Below are 16,034 nucleotides of genomic sequence, written 5' to 3'. Positions count from 1 at the left end.
CGCCTACCGCACCGCGATCCCGACCAGGCAGGTGTCGTCGTCCGTGTCGGCGCTGCTGTAGCGCAGCAGGTGGTCCAGGTGCTCCTCCAGGCCGTCCGTGCCGCCCGCAGACGCGCCGCCGGCCTGCTCGGCCAGGGCCATCAGCCCCGCCAGGGACGCCTGGAGCGACTCGTCACGGCGCTCGATCAGCCCGTCCGTGTACATCACCAGCTGGTCGCCCGGCTCCAGGGCCAGCTCGCCCTCCTCGTACTCCGCCTGGTCGACGGCGCCGAGCAGGATCCCGCCCAGCTGCGGCAGGGTCGTCGCCCGCCCCGCGCGCAGCAGGACCGGCGGCGGGTGGCCCGCGCGCGCCCAGCGCAGCCGGCGGGACCCGGGCCGGTACAGGCCGCAGACGGCGGTGGCGGTGACGTTGTCGGTCAGGTGGTGGGTGACGCTGTTCAGCCAGCCCAGCAGCTGCGCCGGACCGGCCCCGGTGGCGGCCAGCCCGCGCAGCGCGTTGCGCAGGGCGACCATCCCGGTGGCGGCCTCGATGCCGTGGCCGGCGACGTCGCCCACGCACAGCAGGACGTCCCCCGAGGGCAGCGGCAGGGCGTCGTACCAGTCGCCGCCGACCAGATGGCCCTTCTCGGCCGGCCGGTAGCGCACCCCGACCCGCAGGTCCGGCAGGTCGAGCGGGCCGTTCGCCGGCGGCATGATGGCGTGCTGCAGCTGGAGGGCGAGGCGGCTGCGCTCGGCGGCCTGCTGCTCGCTCTGGGCGAGCTGGTCACGGGTGGCGGCGAGCGCGACCTCCGTCCAGTGCTGGGCGGAGATGTCCTGGTAGGCGCCGCGCACGGTGCGCAGGCCGCTGCCGGGCTCGTGCACCGGCTCCGCGACCACCCGGATGTGCCGGGTGACGCCGTCGGCGCGCTGCAGCCGGAAGGCGGTGGACGCCGGGCGGTGGTGGTGCAGCAGGGTGCGCAGGAACCGCCCGATGGCCTGCCGGTCGTCCGGGTGGGCGTGCTCGGGGAGCTGGTCGAGGGCGATCGGCCGCGCGGTGGGCGGCAGCCCGTGCAGCTCGAACAGGGTGTCGTTCCAGGCGATCCGGCGGGTGCGCAGGTCCTCCTCGAAACCGCCGATCCGGCCCAGCCGCTGCGCGTGCTGGAGCAGCCGGGCCACCCGCGGGGTGCCGTCGTCCAGGCGCCAGACCACCGCCAGATGGCTGCCGTGGCGGCTGATGCTCACCCGTGCCCGGGTGACCAGCGGCACTCCGTCGACCAGCGCGGCGAGCCGCAGGTCCGGGGTGCGGAACGGCTCCCCGGTGGCGAACACGTGCTCCACTTTCTCGGCCAGGCCGCCCGGCTCGGCCGCCAGCGGGTATGCCTCCAGCAGCCGGGCGCCGGTGATCGCCCCGGTGGGCCGGCCGGCGAAGTCGACGAAGGCCGGGTTGACGTGCCGGATCACGAACGGCGGCGGCCCGTCCTCACCCTCGGGCGCGACCCGCAGGACCATGCACGGGTCGAACAGGCCGTCGGTCAGCCGGCGCAGCTCGTCGAACTGCGCGTCGGCGGCCTCCGGCGCGCTCGGCCCGCGCCCGCCCGCGGACTCCAGGGTGGCGGCGGCCACCTCCGCGAGCGCCTCGAACTGCCGCTGCAGGGGCTGGGACTGCTCGGGCAGTTCCTCGTGCCAGCACAGCTCCAGGACGCCGATCAGCCGTCCGCCCTTGCCCGCCGGGACGGCCAGGCGCCCGCCGCGGATCTCGTGCTGGCCGACCGAGGGCAGCGAGGCCTCGGCGAGCGTCGGGTAGCCGACGGGCGCCCGCTCGTCCAGGGCGCGGCGGGCCGGGGTCGGCACACCGGGCGGCACGTGGCGCCAGCGGCGGGCCTCCTCCTCGTGGAAACCGGCGCTGCCGGCCAGCGACAGCGACAGGTCCGGGTGGGCCGCCCAGACCGCGACGGCCGCCACGCCGAGCGGGCGCAGCGCGTGGTCCAGCATGGCGCGGGCCGCCGCCGCGGCGTCGCCGCCCGCCAGGGCGTCCGCCTCGGTGCTGCGCAGCCGGACGGCCACGGGTTCGGCCGGTGCGGCCGGTTCCTCCGGGGGGACGGCCGTGCCCTCGACGAAGGCGCGGGCGAGCGCCGAGATCTCGTCCGCGGCGGCCTGGTTGACGAGGTCGGCGGCGAGCGCCAGGGTCGACACCCCGGCCTGCTCGGCGAGGCTCTCCAGTTGCCCGGCCGCCTCGGTGGGCCCGCAGCGCAGCCGCTCGACCAGCACGCCGACACCCATCTCGACCACCGCGCGGCCCGCCGAGTGGGCCTGGGCCCGCTCCAGCTCCAGCCGCAGCCGCTCGACGGTGCCGGCGAGCCGGCCGACCGCGGTCGCCTCGCCGCCGGCGGCCGCCTCACCGGCCGCCCCGCCGACCCCGCCGCCGACCGCGCCGGGGCCGCGCTGGGGGGCGACCCGCGCGGCACCCTCGGTCGGCGCGGGGCGGCCTGTGGCCGGGGGATCCTGCGGCTGCTGCACGGTGGTGACTCCTGGTGGTCGGGGCGGGGGCCGCGGCGGGCGGACGCTACCGGGTCAGGTGGTGCTTGATGCGGCCGATCACCTCGGCCGCGTCGACCGGCTTGGTGATGTAGTCGCTCGCGCCCGAGGCCAGGCTCTTCTCCCGGTCGCCGATCATCGCCTTCGCCGTCACGGCGATGATCGGCAGCCCCTCGTGCTCGGGCATCGCCCGGATCGCCGCGGTGGCCGTGTACCCGTCCATCTCCGGCATCATCACGTCCATCAGGATGACGTCGATCCCGGGGTGGGCGGCCAGCGCCTCCAGCGCCGCGCGGCCGTTCTCCGCCTGGAGCACCCGCAGGCCGTGCAGCTCCAGGATGCTGGTGAGCGCGTAGAGGTTGCGGTCGTCGTCGTCGACCACCAGCGCCGTGCGGCCGGCCAGCCTCGGATCGGCCTGCGGGCTCCAGGAGGCGTCGCGCTCGGGGCCGCGCACCAGCGGCAGCACGCCCCCGGGACGGTCGGCGCTCATGTGCAGCGCCACGCGCTCGCGCAGCTCGTCCAGGCTGGAGAGGAACTCCAGCGGCCGGCTGCCGTCCCGGCGCACGGCGCGCTCGTCCTCGGCGCCGACGCCCCGGTTGTGGTGCGCCAGCACCGGGACGGCGTGCAGTGCCGGGTCGCGCTCCATCTCCTCCAGCAGGGTCGACGCGGTGCCGTCGGGCAGGTCGAGTTCCAGTACGACGCAGTGGCAGGGGGAGGTGGCCAGCGCGGTGGCGGCCTCCTGGGCGCCGACGGCGGTGACGATCTCGACCTGGCGCTGCGCGCCGGCGTAGCGGGCGAGGTCGGCCACGGCGTTCTCCGCGACCAGTGACAGCAGGCCGTTCGGGCGGCCCTCCACCACCAGCAGGCGGCGCGGTCCTTCGGCGGCAGGGCGGCCGCCGGGGCCGTGCTCCGTCTCCCCGGAGGGCTCCGGGGCGCGGCCGAGCGCCCGGCGAGGGGCGCCGTCGGCGCCGGCGAGCGCGTCCGGCCGGGCGGCGGGCAGGTACAGGGTGAAGGTGCTGCCCCGGCCGAGGGTGCTCTCGACGGTGATCGCGCCACCGAGCAGGTAGGCGATCTCGCGGCTGATCGACAGGCCGAGGCCGGTGCCGCCGTACTTGCGGCTGGTGGTGCCGTCGGCCTGCTGGAAGGCGCCGAAGACGGTCTCCAGGTGCTGGGGCGCGATGCCGATGCCGGTGTCGCTCACCCGGAAGGCGAGCACCGGGCCGGCGTCGCGCCGTACCCCGTCGGGCAGTTCGGCCGCGACGGCCGGCTCGATCCGCAGCTCGATCCGGCCCTGCTCGGTGAACTTGACCGCGTTGGACAGCAGATTGCGCAGCACCTGGCGCAACCGGTAGTCGTCGGTGGCGAGTTCGGCGGGCACGCCGTCGACCGTCTGCACCGCGAAGGCGAGGTTCTTCTGGCCGGTCATCGGGCGGAAGGTGGCCTCGACGTAGTCGAGCAGCGCGCGCAGCGGCACCGCCTCGACGTTGACGTCCATCTTGCCCGCCTCGACCTTGGACAGGTCGAGGATGTCGTTGATCAGCTGGAGCAGGTCGGAGCCGGCCGAGTGGATGATGCCGGCGTACTCGACCTGCTTGGCGGTCAGGTTCCGGGTGGGGTTCTGGGCGAGCAGCTGGGCCAGGATGAGCAGGCTGTTGAGCGGGGTGCGCAGCTCGTGGCTCATGTTGGCCAGGAACTCCGACTTGTACGTGGAGGCGAGCGAGACCTGGTGGGCGCGGTCCTCCAGCTCCTGGCGGGCCTGCTCGATCTGCAGGTTCTTCGCCTCGATGTCCCGGTTCTGCGCGGCGAGCAGCTCGGCCTTCTCCTCCAGCTCCGCGTTGGAGGCCTGGAGCTCCTCCTGGCGCGCCTGCAACTCCTCGGAGCGGGCCTGGAGTTCGGCGGTGAGCCGCTGGGACTCGCCGAGCAGTTCGTCGGTCCGGGCGTTGGCGATGATGGTGTTGACGTTGACGCCGATGGTCTCCATCAGCTGCTCCAGGAAGTCCCGGTGGACCTGGGTGAACGGCTGGACGGAGGCCAGTTCTATGACGCCGAGGACCTGCTCCTCGACCACGATCGGCAGTACCACCAGGGACAGCGAGCCGGTGCGGCCGAGGCCGGAGGAGGCGGCCAGGTAGTCCGGCGGCAGCGAGTCCACGGTGATGGTCCGCCGGCCGCGCGCCGCCTGGCCGACGAACGACTCGCCCAGGCGGAAGCGGGTGGGGCGCTCGCCGTCCGGGAACGCGTAGGAGCCGACGAGCTGCAGCACCGTCCCCTCGGGACCCTCCTCCGCCAGGTAGAAGGCGCCGCACTGGGCGGCGACCAGCGGGGCGAGTTCGTCCATCACGGACTCGGCGACGACCACCAGGTCGCGCCGGCCCTGCATCAGTGCCGAGAAGCGGGCGAGGTTGGTCTTCAGCCAGTCCTGCTCCTCGTTGGCGCGGGTGGTCTCGCGCAGCGACTGGACCATGAAGTTGACGTTGTCCTTGAGGTCGGCGACCTCGCCGGAGGCGTCCACGGTGATCGAGCGGGTGAGGTCACCGGCCGCGACGGCGCTGGTGACCTCGGCGATCGAGCGCACCTGCCGGGTGAGGTTGCCGGCGAGGCGGTTGACGTTCTCGGTCAGCCGCTTCCAGGTGCCGGAGACGCCCTCCACCTGGGCCTGGCCGCCCAGCCGGCCCTCCGAGCCGACCTCGCGGGCCACCCGGGTCACCTCGTCGGCGAAGGAGCTGAGCTGGTCGACCATCGTGTTGATGGTCTCCTTCAGCTCCAGGATCTCGCCGCGGGCGTTGACGGTGATCTTCTGCGAGAGGTCGCCGCCGGCCACCGCGGTGGCCACCTGGGCGATCGCCCGGACCTGGCCGGTGAGGTTGCCGGCCATGAAGTTCACCGAGTCGGTGAGGTCGCGCCACGTCCCCGAGACGCCCTTCACGTCGGCCTGGCCGCCGAGGATGCCCTCGGTGCCGACCTCGCGGGCCACCCGGGTCACCTCGCCGGCGAAGGAGCTGAGCTGGTCGACCATCGTGTTGACGGTGTTCTTCAGCTCCAGGATCTCGCCCCGGGCGTCCACGGTGATCTTCTGCGAGAGGTCGCCCTTGGCGACCGCGGTGGCCACCTGGGCGATGTCGCGCACCTGGGTGGTGAGGTTGCCGGCCATCGCGTTGACCGAGTCGGTGAGGTCCGCCCAGGAACCCGACACGCCCGGCACCTGGGCCTGGCCGCCGAGCCGGCCCTCGGTGCCGACCTCGCGGGCCACCCGGGTCACCTCGGAGGTGAACCGGGACAGCTGGTCGACCATGCCGTTGAACACCGTGGCGATCTCGCCCAGCAGCCCGTCCGCGTCGTCCGGCAGCTCGGTGCCGAAGTCGCCGTCCCGCACCGCCGTCAGCCCGGCGAGGAGCAGCCGCAACTCGGGCTCGCCCACGCGGGCGGTGTCGGGTCCTCGGTCCGGGTCCTGCCGCGGGCCGTGGAAGGTCGTGGGGCCGGCCATCGAATGCTCGCCTCCGATCCTGGGTACCGCGGGAACGGGTCGGCGGACCGGTCCTCGGGCGCGGTGTGTACCGCCCCGGAGGCTACCCCAGCCCTTACGGCGGTTGAAAACCGATGGTCGCCTGAGGCAACCTTCTGTACGGCTCCGTTGCCCCGAAGCCCGCTCGCCTGCAAGGAACCTTCACAAACGGCGACTGCATCCTTTCGCGGATCCGGGGTAACGGGGCAGGACCGTGCCGACACGACGGAAGGACTCCCATGGTGCCCCCCACCGGTGACTCGCCCGTTCTCGCCGTTGCGTCGTCCCCGAGCGGACTGCGCGACCTGCTGCCCCCCGAACTGGCGGCCGTGGACGACCCGCGCGAGATCGCGCCCGCGGACGCCCGCGACCTGACCCGGGTGCTGCTGCGCCGCCTGGCGACGCTGGAGGAGGGGACCCGGGAGTACTCCTACGTCCGCTCCACCCTGGTGGAGATGAACCTCTCCCTGGTGCGGTTCGCGATCCGCCGCTTCGACTCGCACCGCGAACCCAAGGACGACCTCCTCCAGGTCGGCGCGCTCGGCCTGATCAAGGCCATCGACCGCTTCGACCCCGAGCTCGGCGTGGAGTTCACCACCTTCGCCCTGCCGACCGTGCTCGGCGAGATACGCCGGCACTTCCGCGACACCACCTGGGCCGTGCACGTCCCCCGCCGCCTCCAGGAGCTGCGGATCACCCTGGCGCGTGCCCAGGAACGCCTCTCCCAGCAGCTGGACCGGGCCCCGACCGTGGCCGAGCTGGCCGAGCACGTCGGGATCACGCCGGAGGAGGTGGTCGAGGGGCTGACCGCGGCCAACGGCCACACCGCGGGCTCCCTGGAAGGCAGCGCTGAGGACGACGACGGGCCGGGTCCGCTGGTCGAGCAGCTCGGCGAGGACGACCGCGAGCTCGCCCTGGTCGAGGACCTCGTCGCGCTGAAGCCCCTGGTGGGCGCCCTGCCGGAGCGCGAGCGGCTGATCCTGTCCATGCGCTTCTGCGAGGACATGACGCAGTCCCAGATCGGCGCCCGCCTCGGCCTGTCCCAGATGCACGTCTCCCGGCTGCTCAGCCGCACCCTGCGACATCTGCGCCAGGGGCTGGAGGCCGCCTGACCGTGCCCGCCGGCACGGCGCCCGGGGGCGCGCCGGCCCCGCTCCACCACCCCTCACTTGGCCGACGGGCGCGACCTCCGTAAGGTCGGAAGGCACGGACATGGAGGGGACGACGATGACGCCATCCGACAACGACTGGGGAGACACTGTGCTGGCCGCCTCCCAACCCCGCCCCGAGCTGGTGGTGGAAACCCGCTCCGGGCCCGACGGCGCGGTGGTCTGCACCCTGGCCGGCGACCTCGACGTGGAGACGCTCGCCCCGGCCGCCGAGGCGCTCGCGCAGCTGGTCGCCGGGCGGACCGGCGCCGTGGTGGTCGACCTGCGCGGCGTGGGCTTCTGCGACTCCTCGGGGCTGAACGTCCTGCTGCGCACCCGCCTCGCGGCCCAGCGGGCGGGACTGGAGCTGCGGCTCGCCGCCGTTCCGCCCACCGTCATGCGGGTTCTCGACCTGACCGGCGCGCGGACGGTGTTCGCCATCCACGAATCGGTCGACGCGGCCCTGGCGGGATGAGCCGGAGCACGCGCCGACCGGTCCGGCGGCAGGCATAATTCCGGAACCGCCGGGAAACCGACCCTGCGGAACCGCCGTCGATCCGAAAGGGTGCCCTCCTATGACGCTGAGCCGGGGAACCCTGGACGGAGACCCCCAGCAGGCCGGGCCCGCGGCGCCGCCGGGAGGCCAGCGCAGGCGGCTGACGCTGGCCGCGCTCCCCAAGCCGGTCGCGCACGCCAGGAGCTTCACCGCCCGCACGCTCGCCGAGTGGTACCCGTCCGCGGCCGGGAGCGGCGACCACGACGGGGTCGTGGAGGACGTGGTGCTGCTGGCGGCGGAGCTCGTGGCCAACGCGATGCTGCACGGCGACGGCCCGCTGGAGCTGGTCCTGGACGTCACCGGGGCCCGGCTGCGGATCGAGGTCAGCGACCGCAGCCCGGTGATGCCCACCCCGCGCCAGCCGCACAACCCGGCCCTGCCCGGCGGTCACGGGCTGTTCATCGTGGAGCGGACCGCCGACCGCTGGGGCGCCGAGCCGCACGGCCAGGGCAAGACCATCTGGGCCGAGGTCGACACCGCGCGCTTCCTGCGCGACGCCTGACCGGCGCCCGCGCGGCGAACGGGGCGGGAGGGGGCGGGCCGGGCCAAAGGGCCCGCCCCCTCCCGGCCCCTCGACCGCGCGGTAGCCGGCCAGCGCGCAGCGGCGGCACGCCGGCAGCTCCTGGCAGGTGCTGCCGATCTCCTGGCCGAGCAGGTGCCGCGCCACCTCGGCGTCGTGGTCGTGGCTCTCATCCATGCGGCGACCGTGCCCACCGGCCGACGCGCGAATCCCGCCGTACCGGGGCGAGATCCCGTGGAACGGGCGGAGCGGCCCGGCCGCGCCCGCCGGTCACGGCCGGTGCCCGCGTGCCCGGAACGGACACCGGCCGTGACCGACGGGGATTACCCCGGCCCCGGCCGGGCAGACGCGGCGCGGAAGCACGCGGACGACCGCAGGAAGCGAGGGATCGGCCATGGCCGGCTGCCCCGTCCACGGCCCGGACCGCCGCCGGGTGCCGCCGGGCGGAGCGCCCCCGCCCGCACGGCACCGCCGCGAGGGACGGGGCTGACGTGCGAGGGGCACCGCCGGTACGGTTCGCCGCCACCTGGTGGCGGGTGCTGCGGGCGGCCGCGGCGGACCTGTGGCGCCACGGCCGGACCGTCGAGCTGCTCCAGCGCTCGATGGCCTTCGCGGCCCTGTTCTTCGTGACCCTGGTACCCCTGCTGATCGTGATCGCCGCGGCCTATCCCGCCCGGGGCAGCGGCATCGCCGAATGGATCACCGACGGCCTCGGGCTGACCGGGCGCGGGGCGGACGCGGTCCGCCGGCTCTTCGCCTCGCGGGGGCAGATCCTCTCGACCACCACCGGCTTCGGCCTGGCCGCGCTCGTGGTCTTCGGCGTGTCCCTGATGGCCGCCGTCCAGGGGGTCTACGAGCGGATCTGGGACCTGGAACGCGGCCCGTGGCACGCCGTCTGGCGGCAGACGCTCGGTCTGGTGGGGCTGGTCGGGTACCTCGGGCTGGCCGCCTGGAGCGGTGCGCCCTGGCAGCGTACGGGCGTCCAGCCGGCCTTCCGCATCGTGGTGTCGGCCGTCGGCGGCGTCCTGCTGTTCTGGTGGCTGCAGCGCCTGCTGCTCGCCGGGCGCGTGCCCGCGCGGGAGCTGCTGCCCGGCGCGGTGGCGACGATGGCCGGACTGGCGGGTCTGCGGGCCTTCTCCCGGGTGGTCTTCGCGCCCCTGCTGGTGTCCAACGCCGTCTCCTACGGGACGGTCGGAGCGGTGCTGATCGTTCAGTCCTGGCTGATCGGCGTCGGCTACACCGTCTACGGCGGCGCGCTCGCGGGACGCGCCGTGGTACGGGCCCTCGGCGCCTCGTACGACGCCCGCCACTCCCGCCGCCGCCCGGCCGCATGACCACGGCGCGCCGGGGCAGACGGTGCGCACAGGGTTCGGCAGCAGGAGTGGCGGGAGGCGGGGCCGATGTCGGAAGTGGTGGCGGCACAGCTGAGGATGCGTCTGATCACCGGGGAGGCGCGGGGACGGGACCTCGACGTCGAGTGCCGCTACGAGACCGGCGACCCCTTCGCCGTCCGGCTGGACTTCGGCGCCGAGGAAGCCGTCTGGGTGCTGGCCCGGGACCTGCTGGCGGCCGGGCTGCGCGGGCCGGTGGGCGACGGCGACGTCCACATCGAACCCAGCGGCACCGGCGAGCACGTCTTCATCGCGCTGGGCGGCCGGGCCGGGGTGGCGCTGCTGAACGCCCCCGTGCGTCCGCTGGCCCGCTTCCTGCGGGCGACCGGGCGGGCCGTCCCGGTGGGCTCCGAGTCCGAGCGCATCGACTGGGACCGCTGCATCAGCGACCTGCTCTCCGCCTGAACGGCAGGTCCGGGGCCCGCCGGCGGCATGAACCGGCGGATCGCGGTTAGACGGAGGCCGCGACACCGACCGCCGTCGAGTGACCAGGAAGGGACTCCCGTGACCGACATCTCCCGCCTCCCCGGCGCCGTGGACCACAAGTGGAACTGGCAGCTGGAGGGGGCCTGCCGCACCGTCGACAGCAGCATCTTCTTCCACCCCGTCAACGAGCGCGGCGCCGCCGCCAAGGAGCGGGAGCAGCACGCGAAGTCGGTCTGCGCGCGCTGCCCGGTGCGGGTGCCGTGCCGCCGGTACGCCCTGGCCACCCGGGAGCCGTACGGGGTGTGGGGCGGGCTGACCGAGGAGGAGCGGCGGGTGCTGTTCAGCGATGCCTCGGCACCGGCGCCCCGCGGTGCCTGAGCGGGCTGCCCGCAGCGGCCGCTGCCGGATTCCGCGCGAGGGCCGCGTTTGCGCACCGGGAAGGGTGGTACACGCAGCGCAGGGGCGGGGCCGGGGACCGGCGGGTCACCGGCCCTCCGGCGCCCCGCCCGCCCGCACCCATCGGGAGGCTCCCGTGATCATCCTCGGCGTCATTCTGCTCATCATCGGCTTCATCACCGGTGTCACGCTGCTCTGGACCATCGGCATCGTCCTGCTCGTCATCGGCCTCGTCCTGTGGGCCGCCGGTGCGCTCGGGCACGCCGTCGGCGGACGCAAGCACTACTACTGATCCGCCCACCACTGCCGATCCACGGTGCCACCGACCCGCAGCACGGCTCCGGGGGTCCACCGGCCACGCGGCCGGTGGACACCCGGAGCCGTGCGCCGGCGCTACCGGCCCTCGTCGATCAGCCCGAACTCCTCCAGCAGTGCGCCGACCTCGGTCGCCTCCAGCCGGTGCAGCAGCCGCTTGCGCAGGAACTCCGGTCCGGGCAGGCTCAGTTCGGCGCCGTCGCGCAGCCGGCTGGTCGCCGCGAGCAGCTTGCGCACGTCATAGGTCGAGTTGAACACCTCGGGGACGCCCCGCTCGACGTCCAGCAGCCGGTAGACGGCCTCCATGCCGGTGCGCACCGAGTACTCGGTGGTGAAGATGCAGTCCCGGCCGGTCTCCGCGAACTGGCCGATGAACGCGAAGTTCACCGCGCCGTCCGGCACCACCTGCGGCCGGTCGCCGGCCTTGCGGGGCAGGAAGAACGAGGTGACGTAGGGCATCATCACCGGGACGCAGCGCGCGGCCCCGGCGGCCAGCTCCGGGATCTCCGCCTCGGGAACGCCCAGGTGGTAGAGCCACTCCTGGGTGATCTCCTCGCCGGTGCACTCCTGCATCGGCTTGCGGACGTAGTCGCCCGGGCGGTCGACGAAGAGCGAGTACAGCCAGACCACGATCTGGTCGGCCGGCTGCTGCTTGAAGTGCGGCTGCCGGTTGACCGTCCAGCTCAGCAGCCACGAGGAGTCACGGGCGGTGACGATGCCGCCGGTGACCACGCCACCGCCGAACGGGTCGCGCTTGGCGACCTGCTGGATGTACCGGGGGATGCGCGGGTCCAGGGTGGTGACGGTGGCCGACTCCCACTTGCTCCGCGGGATGTTGCCGCAGAACACCTCCGGGCGGCCGAACTCCGGGTCCTTGGCCGCGATCCGCCGCCACAGGTCCCAGGCCGGCGCCGGGCCCTCGTTCAGCCGCGCCGGGGTGTGCTGGTCGCCGTTGTCGGAGTTCTCGGTGAGCGAGCCGATGGTGGTGAACACCAGGTCGTCCTCGCCGAGTTCGACGCCGCCGGGCTTGCCCGCCTCGGTCCAGTGGATCCGGGTGGCCCGCTTGCGCCCGGGCGCGAGGTCGAAGTCGATGTCGGTGACCTCGGTCTCGAAACGGAAGGTCACGCCCTGGTCCATCAGCCAGCGGGTCAGCGGCAGCACCATCGACTCGTACTGGTTGTACTTGGTGAACTTCAGCGCGGAGAGGTCCGGCAGGCCACCGACGTGGTGGACGAAGCGGTGCAGGTAGAGCTTCATCTCCAGGGCGCCGTGCCACTCCTCGAAGGCGAACATGGTCCGCCAGTACAGCCAGAAGTTGCTGTCCAGGAAGTCGCGGCCGAAGACCTCGTCGATCCGCTTGCCCTCCAGCTCCTCGCGGGTGGCGAGGAAGATCCGCACCAGGTCCTTCTGCGCCCGGTCGTTCAGCGCGAACAGCCCGTCGGTGCGGGCGTCCCGGCCCCGCTGCTCGGTGACCCGCTGGAGCGAGAAGTTCGGGTCGTCCTTGTTCAGCCAGTAGAACTCGTCGAGCACCGAGGCGCCCTCGACCTCCAGCGAGGGCACCGAGCGGAAGAGGTCCCACAGACACTCCATGTGGTCCTCCAGCTCGCGGCCGCCGCGCACCACGAAGCCCTTCTCCGGCTCCTTGATGCCGTCCAGCGCGCCGCCGGGCAGCCGCAGCCGCTCCAGGACGGTGATCCGCTCGCCCGGCACCTGCGCGTCGCGCACCAGGAACGCGGCTCCCGCGAGCGAGGCCAGCCCGGCGCCGACGAACCAGGCACTGGCCCGGTCGGCCCGCTCGGGCTTGCGCGGCCTGGCGAACGCTTCGTAGTTCCCGCTGCTCCAGTACACGTGCAGTCCTTCGATCGGTGGTACGGCCGTTCGCGCGCCGACGGTCCTCGCCCACGCTTGCCAACGGCGCCTGCGGCGGCAACGCGGCTGGTCCGATCGGGTGACACCCCGGCGGACCGGCCGGCTGCGCCGTGATCACCACACTGCCGCGCCCGGGGGAGCGGCGAATCGGCCGACCGGGACCTGATCGCGGACCCAAGGTCCCGGGCCGGTGATGCGCTTGGTCCCGGTTTGGGTCGATGCTCCGCCGGGCACTACGGGCCCGGCACCGGCGCGGCGACCACGAACAGCCCACCCCGGGGTGTCCGGGAGGCCCGGGCGTCCGATCCTCGTGCCATGGCCTCGATCGTCGTCCTCTACGAGCTGGACCCCGGCCGGGTGCTCGGCCCGGAGGGGGTCGAGCCCGCCGTGGCAGCCGTGCACGCCGCCGGATCGGACCCGGACGTGCCGGAGGACCCGCTGCCGAGCACCCTGTGCGGGCGGGACACCGGAGACATGGAGCACGCGCACTTCCGCCCCGGTCTGGGCGAGCCGTGGTACCCGCCCGCCCTGGCCGAGCAGCGCTGCCGCGAGTGCGAGCGGGCGCTGCGCGCCCTGTAACGGACGGCGGGCCGCCGCCGGTCTTCCGGCCGGCCACCGGATCCGGCCGGGGGGTTTCCCCCAGGCAGGTCGGAGGCCGTCCCCAGCGCGCCGCGGGCGGCGCCGACGCGAAGATCGACTCACTGAACGCCGAGGTCGTCGGCGTTGTGTCGAGTCGAGGAGTGATCGCAGGCATGGCAGGCAACAAGCGGATCGGACGGCGCGGACTGCTGGCCGCGACGGCGGCGGTGGCGGCCGCGGCCGTCCTGGCCCCGATGGCGGCGGTGGCGGCGCCGGTGTCCCCGGCAGCGCCGGCGGTCCCTGCGGCCCCGGCGTCCTCGGCGCCCCCGGTGTCCCCGGCGGACGGGTACGCGGCCACGGCGCGGCGGTCCGCCGTCGTGCGCGCGCTGGAGAGCGTCGCCCAGCCGCTGCGGACGACGGAGCCCGGCGCCCGCACCGCCGACCTCCGGGCGCTGGACGCGATGATCGGTGACGCCGCGGTGGTCGGCCTCGGCGAGGCGACGCACGGCTCGCACGAGTTCTTCGCGATGAAGCACCGGCTGTTCCGCCACCTCGTCGAGGAGAAGGGCTTCACCACCTTCGCCCTGGAGACCAGCTGGACCAGCGGACTGCTGGTCGACGAGTACGTCCAGGGCGGTCCTGGCGATGCCCGCCAGGTCGTCAAGGAGGCCCTGGGCGGCAGCCCCTGGGAGCGCGAGGAGTTCGCCGACCTCATCGACTGGATGCGCGCCCACAACCGCAGCCACCCGCAGCGCCCGCTGCACTTCGTCGGCGACGACATCGGCGCCCCGAGGCTGGGCGACCGGATCTTCGAACGGGTCACCTCCTATGTGCGCGAGGTCCGCCCCGACGCCGTCGCGCGGCTCGACGGGCTCTACGCGGGCCTGCGGCCCTTCGACGACGTCTTCGGCTACCTCCGGCTGCCGCTCGCCGAGCGCCGGGAGAACGCCGCCAGGGCCCAGCAGGCCCTCGACCTGGTCACCGCGACCGGTGCCCCCGGCGAGGACGCCCACGAGTGGGCCGTCCAGCACGCCCGCAACATCGCCCAGACCTTCGCCTTCGCCGGCCTGGACCTCACCGACCCGGCCTCCGTCTCCGCCGCGGAGCAGCTGCGCGACCGGGTGATGGCGGACACCACCGCCTGGTGGCAGCGCCGCACCGGCGGCAAGGTGCTGCTGTCGGCGCACAACGGCCACACCGGCTACCTGGCCACCGACACCTTCCTGTACCCCAAGCCGCAGGGCTCCCACCTGCGCGACGCCTACGGCAGCGACTACGTCGCCATCGGCTTCACCTTCGACAGCGGCTCCTTCCTCACCAACGACGAGATCCTGACCGGCGCCTGGAAGACCGTCACGGTGCCGGCGGCCACCCCGGACATGAACGAGTACACCCTCGACCAGGTCCGTTACCGCGACTACTACCTCGACCTGCGCACCGCCCCGCGCGCGGCCCGCGACTGGCTGGACGTCACCCGCCCCACCTACGACGCCGGCTCCGTCTTCGTCGACGACCCGATGCCGCGGCTCGCGCTCGGCCGGGCCTACGACGTGCTCGTCCACCTGAACCAGGTCACCCAGGCGCGCAAGTTCTGACGCTCCCCGGGCAGGCCCGGCACGGCGAAAGAATCTTCGTCTCCGTACGGTGTGACACCCCCACTTGAGAGGGTCGTAGCCGAAGAATTTCCTGTCCTAGCCTGCCTGCCGCTGCCCGGGACGAGGCCCGCCGTGCTGCGGTCCCCGGAGGCCGGTGGTCGTCGTGGGCCGAGGAAGGTGGAGAATGTGCAGGTGAGCGATGTACGTGAGGTCCTGGATTATCCGGCGTTCGGCCGGGCGGTGCGCGAGCTGGCGCAGGCGGTGGCGGATGACGGGTTCGAGCCCGATCTCATCCTGAGCATCGCCCGCGGCGGTGTGTTCGTCGCAGGAGGTCTGGCCTACGCGCTGGACTGCAAGAACATTCATCTCGTGAACGTCGAGTTCTACACGGGCGTGGGCACGACCCTCGACATGCCCGTGATGCTGGCACCCGTTCCCGAGGCGATCGATTTCACCGACAAGAAGGTCCTGATCGCCGACGACGTCGCCGACACCGGAAAGACGCTGAAGCTGGTGCGCGACTTCTGCCTCGGCCACGTCGCCGAGGTGCGCTCGGCCGTCATCTACGAGAAGTCGCACAGCCTCGTGCAGTGCGAATACGTGTGGAAGCGGACCGACGACTGGATCAACTTCCCGTGGTCGACGCAGGCGCCGGTCGTCAGGCGCGCGGGCGGAGTACTCGACGCCTGACCGGGCCGGACCTCCCGTACCCTGGGCAGGGCCGTGCGGCGAGCGCGTGCGTGCCCGCCCGGGCCGTTCCGCCCGCCGGAGGCGGGTCGGTGCGGGTGCGAGCGGGAGGTGTACCGGTGGACGGTAGCGGCGTTCTGTGGTGGGTCGCCGGCGCTCTGCTGGCTGTGTCCCTGGCGGTCGCGGTGGTCCTGGTCGTGAAGCTGGTCCGGGCCCGGAAGCTCCTGGCGTCGACCGGTGTCCCCATGTCGGCCAAGGTCCTGTTCTGGGCGTCCGTCGCCTACCTGATCAGCCCCGTCGACCTGCTCCCCGACCCGGTTCTGCTGGACGACATCGGGCTGCTCCTGGTGGCCCTGCGCACCCTGCACAAGGCGGCGGTGCGGGCACCGCGCGGATCGGGCGACGTCGAGCGATCCGGTCCGGCCTGACCACCCGCGGGGGCCGGGGGGGGGGGCGGGGGGGGCCCCCCCCCCCCCCCCGCGCCGCGCCCCCGCCCCCCCCCCCGCCCCAGAACCCCCCCGCCCGACAGAAGCCAC

Annotated in this window: 14 protein-coding genes; 11 read left to right on the top strand and 3 right to left on the bottom strand. The window is 73.9% G+C overall.

All coding sequences use genetic code 11. From position 1 onward, the window contains the following. Nucleotides 1–3: 3 nt before the first annotated feature. Together ABT093_RS17485 and ABT093_RS17480 are read right to left on the bottom strand one after the other, a co-directional pair. Complete coding sequence (locus tag ABT093_RS17485) at nucleotides 4–2,496, bottom strand: SpoIIE family protein phosphatase (protein WP_350565096.1); 2,493 nt, start codon at nucleotides 2,494–2,496, stop codon at nucleotides 4–6. A gap of 46 nt (nucleotides 2,497–2,542) precedes the next feature. Next, nucleotides 2,543–6,016 (bottom strand): HAMP domain-containing protein, encoded by a 3,474-nt coding sequence (locus ABT093_RS17480; RefSeq protein ID WP_502884250.1) that lies wholly within the window; start codon nucleotides 6,014–6,016, stop codon nucleotides 2,543–2,545. 239 nt (nucleotides 6,017–6,255) lie between these two features. Here ABT093_RS17480 and ABT093_RS17475 point away from each other — a divergent pair, with 239 nt between their 5' ends. From ABT093_RS17475 to ABT093_RS17445, 7 genes are all read left to right on the top strand, one after another. After that, nucleotides 6,256–7,128 carry an RNA polymerase sigma factor SigF gene (locus ABT093_RS17475; RefSeq protein WP_350565092.1) on the top strand — a complete coding sequence of 291 codons (873 nt, stop codon included), beginning with the start codon at nucleotides 6,256–6,258 and terminating at the stop codon, nucleotides 7,126–7,128. 115 nt (nucleotides 7,129–7,243) lie between these two features. After that, the gene (locus tag ABT093_RS17470; protein ID WP_350565090.1) at nucleotides 7,244–7,639 is read left to right on the top strand and encodes an STAS domain-containing protein; all 396 of its coding nucleotides are present in this window, start codon (nucleotides 7,244–7,246) and stop codon (nucleotides 7,637–7,639) included. Nucleotides 7,640–7,739: 100 nt separating this feature from the next. Further along, nucleotides 7,740–8,222 (top strand): ATP-binding protein, encoded by a 483-nt coding sequence (locus ABT093_RS17465; RefSeq protein ID WP_350565088.1) that lies wholly within the window; start codon nucleotides 7,740–7,742, stop codon nucleotides 8,220–8,222. A gap of 509 nt (nucleotides 8,223–8,731) precedes the next feature. Then, a complete protein-coding gene (locus ABT093_RS17460) occupies nucleotides 8,732–9,574 on the top strand; it encodes a YhjD/YihY/BrkB family envelope integrity protein (protein WP_350565087.1) in 843 nt (280 codons plus the stop codon). 66 nt (nucleotides 9,575–9,640) lie between these two features. Further along, on the top strand, nucleotides 9,641–10,036 hold the full coding sequence (locus ABT093_RS17455) for an SsgA family sporulation/cell division regulator (protein WP_350565085.1): 396 nt from the start codon (nucleotides 9,641–9,643) through the stop codon (nucleotides 10,034–10,036). A 99-nt stretch (nucleotides 10,037–10,135) separates the two neighbouring features. Continuing rightward, nucleotides 10,136–10,435 (top strand): WhiB family transcriptional regulator, encoded by a 300-nt coding sequence (locus ABT093_RS17450; protein WP_350565083.1) that lies wholly within the window; start codon nucleotides 10,136–10,138, stop codon nucleotides 10,433–10,435. 154 nt (nucleotides 10,436–10,589) lie between these two features. After that, nucleotides 10,590–10,745 (top strand): DUF6131 family protein, encoded by a 156-nt coding sequence (locus ABT093_RS17445; protein WP_350565081.1) that lies wholly within the window; start codon nucleotides 10,590–10,592, stop codon nucleotides 10,743–10,745. A 101-nt stretch (nucleotides 10,746–10,846) separates the two neighbouring features. On the opposite strand, the gene ABT093_RS17440 is transcribed toward ABT093_RS17445, so the two are convergent. Next, nucleotides 10,847–12,616 carry an oleate hydratase gene (locus ABT093_RS17440; RefSeq protein ID WP_350565079.1) on the bottom strand — a complete coding sequence of 590 codons (1,770 nt, stop codon included), beginning with the start codon at nucleotides 12,614–12,616 and terminating at the stop codon, nucleotides 10,847–10,849. 336 nt (nucleotides 12,617–12,952) lie between these two features. Here ABT093_RS17440 and ABT093_RS17435 point away from each other — a divergent pair, with 336 nt between their 5' ends. The 4 genes from ABT093_RS17435 (at nucleotide 12,953) to ABT093_RS17420 (ending at nucleotide 15,926) form a co-directional block, all read left to right on the top strand. Beyond that, a complete protein-coding gene (locus tag ABT093_RS17435) occupies nucleotides 12,953–13,216 on the top strand; it encodes a hypothetical protein (protein ID WP_350565078.1) in 264 nt (87 codons plus the stop codon). Nucleotides 13,217–13,389: 173 nt separating this feature from the next. Beyond that, nucleotides 13,390–14,811, top strand: coding sequence for an erythromycin esterase family protein (locus ABT093_RS17430; RefSeq protein ID WP_350565076.1), 1,422 nt, complete (start codon nucleotides 13,390–13,392; stop codon nucleotides 14,809–14,811). 192 nt (nucleotides 14,812–15,003) lie between these two features. Continuing rightward, the gene (locus tag ABT093_RS17425; protein ID WP_350565074.1) at nucleotides 15,004–15,501 is read left to right on the top strand and encodes a phosphoribosyltransferase; all 498 of its coding nucleotides are present in this window, start codon (nucleotides 15,004–15,006) and stop codon (nucleotides 15,499–15,501) included. A gap of 116 nt (nucleotides 15,502–15,617) precedes the next feature. After that, on the top strand, nucleotides 15,618–15,926 hold the full coding sequence (locus ABT093_RS17420; protein WP_350565072.1) for a YkvA family protein: 309 nt from the start codon (nucleotides 15,618–15,620) through the stop codon (nucleotides 15,924–15,926). Nucleotides 15,927–16,034 lie beyond the last annotated feature (108 nt).

Origin of the sequence: Kitasatospora sp. NPDC002551, assembly GCF_040296005.1 — a bacterium.
Taxonomy (GTDB): Bacteria; Actinomycetota; Actinomycetes; order Streptomycetales; family Streptomycetaceae; genus Kitasatospora.
This window is presented reverse-complemented; position numbering and strand designations above follow the sequence as displayed.

What these genes read in the sequence shown, in the direction of transcription:
- ABT093_RS17475 (WP_350565092.1), top strand. Translation starts at nt 6,256, where the DNA reads ATGGTGCCCCCCACCGGTGACTCGCCCGTTCTCGCCGTTGCGTCGTCC.
- ABT093_RS17470 (WP_350565090.1), top strand. Translation starts at nt 7,244, where the DNA reads ATGACGCCATCCGACAACGACTGGGGAGACACTGTGCTGGCCGCCTCC.
- ABT093_RS17465 (WP_350565088.1), top strand. Translation starts at nt 7,740, where the DNA reads ATGACGCTGAGCCGGGGAACCCTGGACGGAGACCCCCAGCAGGCCGGG.
- ABT093_RS17455 (WP_350565085.1), top strand. Translation starts at nt 9,641, where the DNA reads ATGTCGGAAGTGGTGGCGGCACAGCTGAGGATGCGTCTGATCACCGGG.
- ABT093_RS17435 (WP_350565078.1), top strand. Translation starts at nt 12,953, where the DNA reads ATGGCCTCGATCGTCGTCCTCTACGAGCTGGACCCCGGCCGGGTGCTC.
- ABT093_RS17430 (WP_350565076.1), top strand. Translation starts at nt 13,390, where the DNA reads ATGGCAGGCAACAAGCGGATCGGACGGCGCGGACTGCTGGCCGCGACG.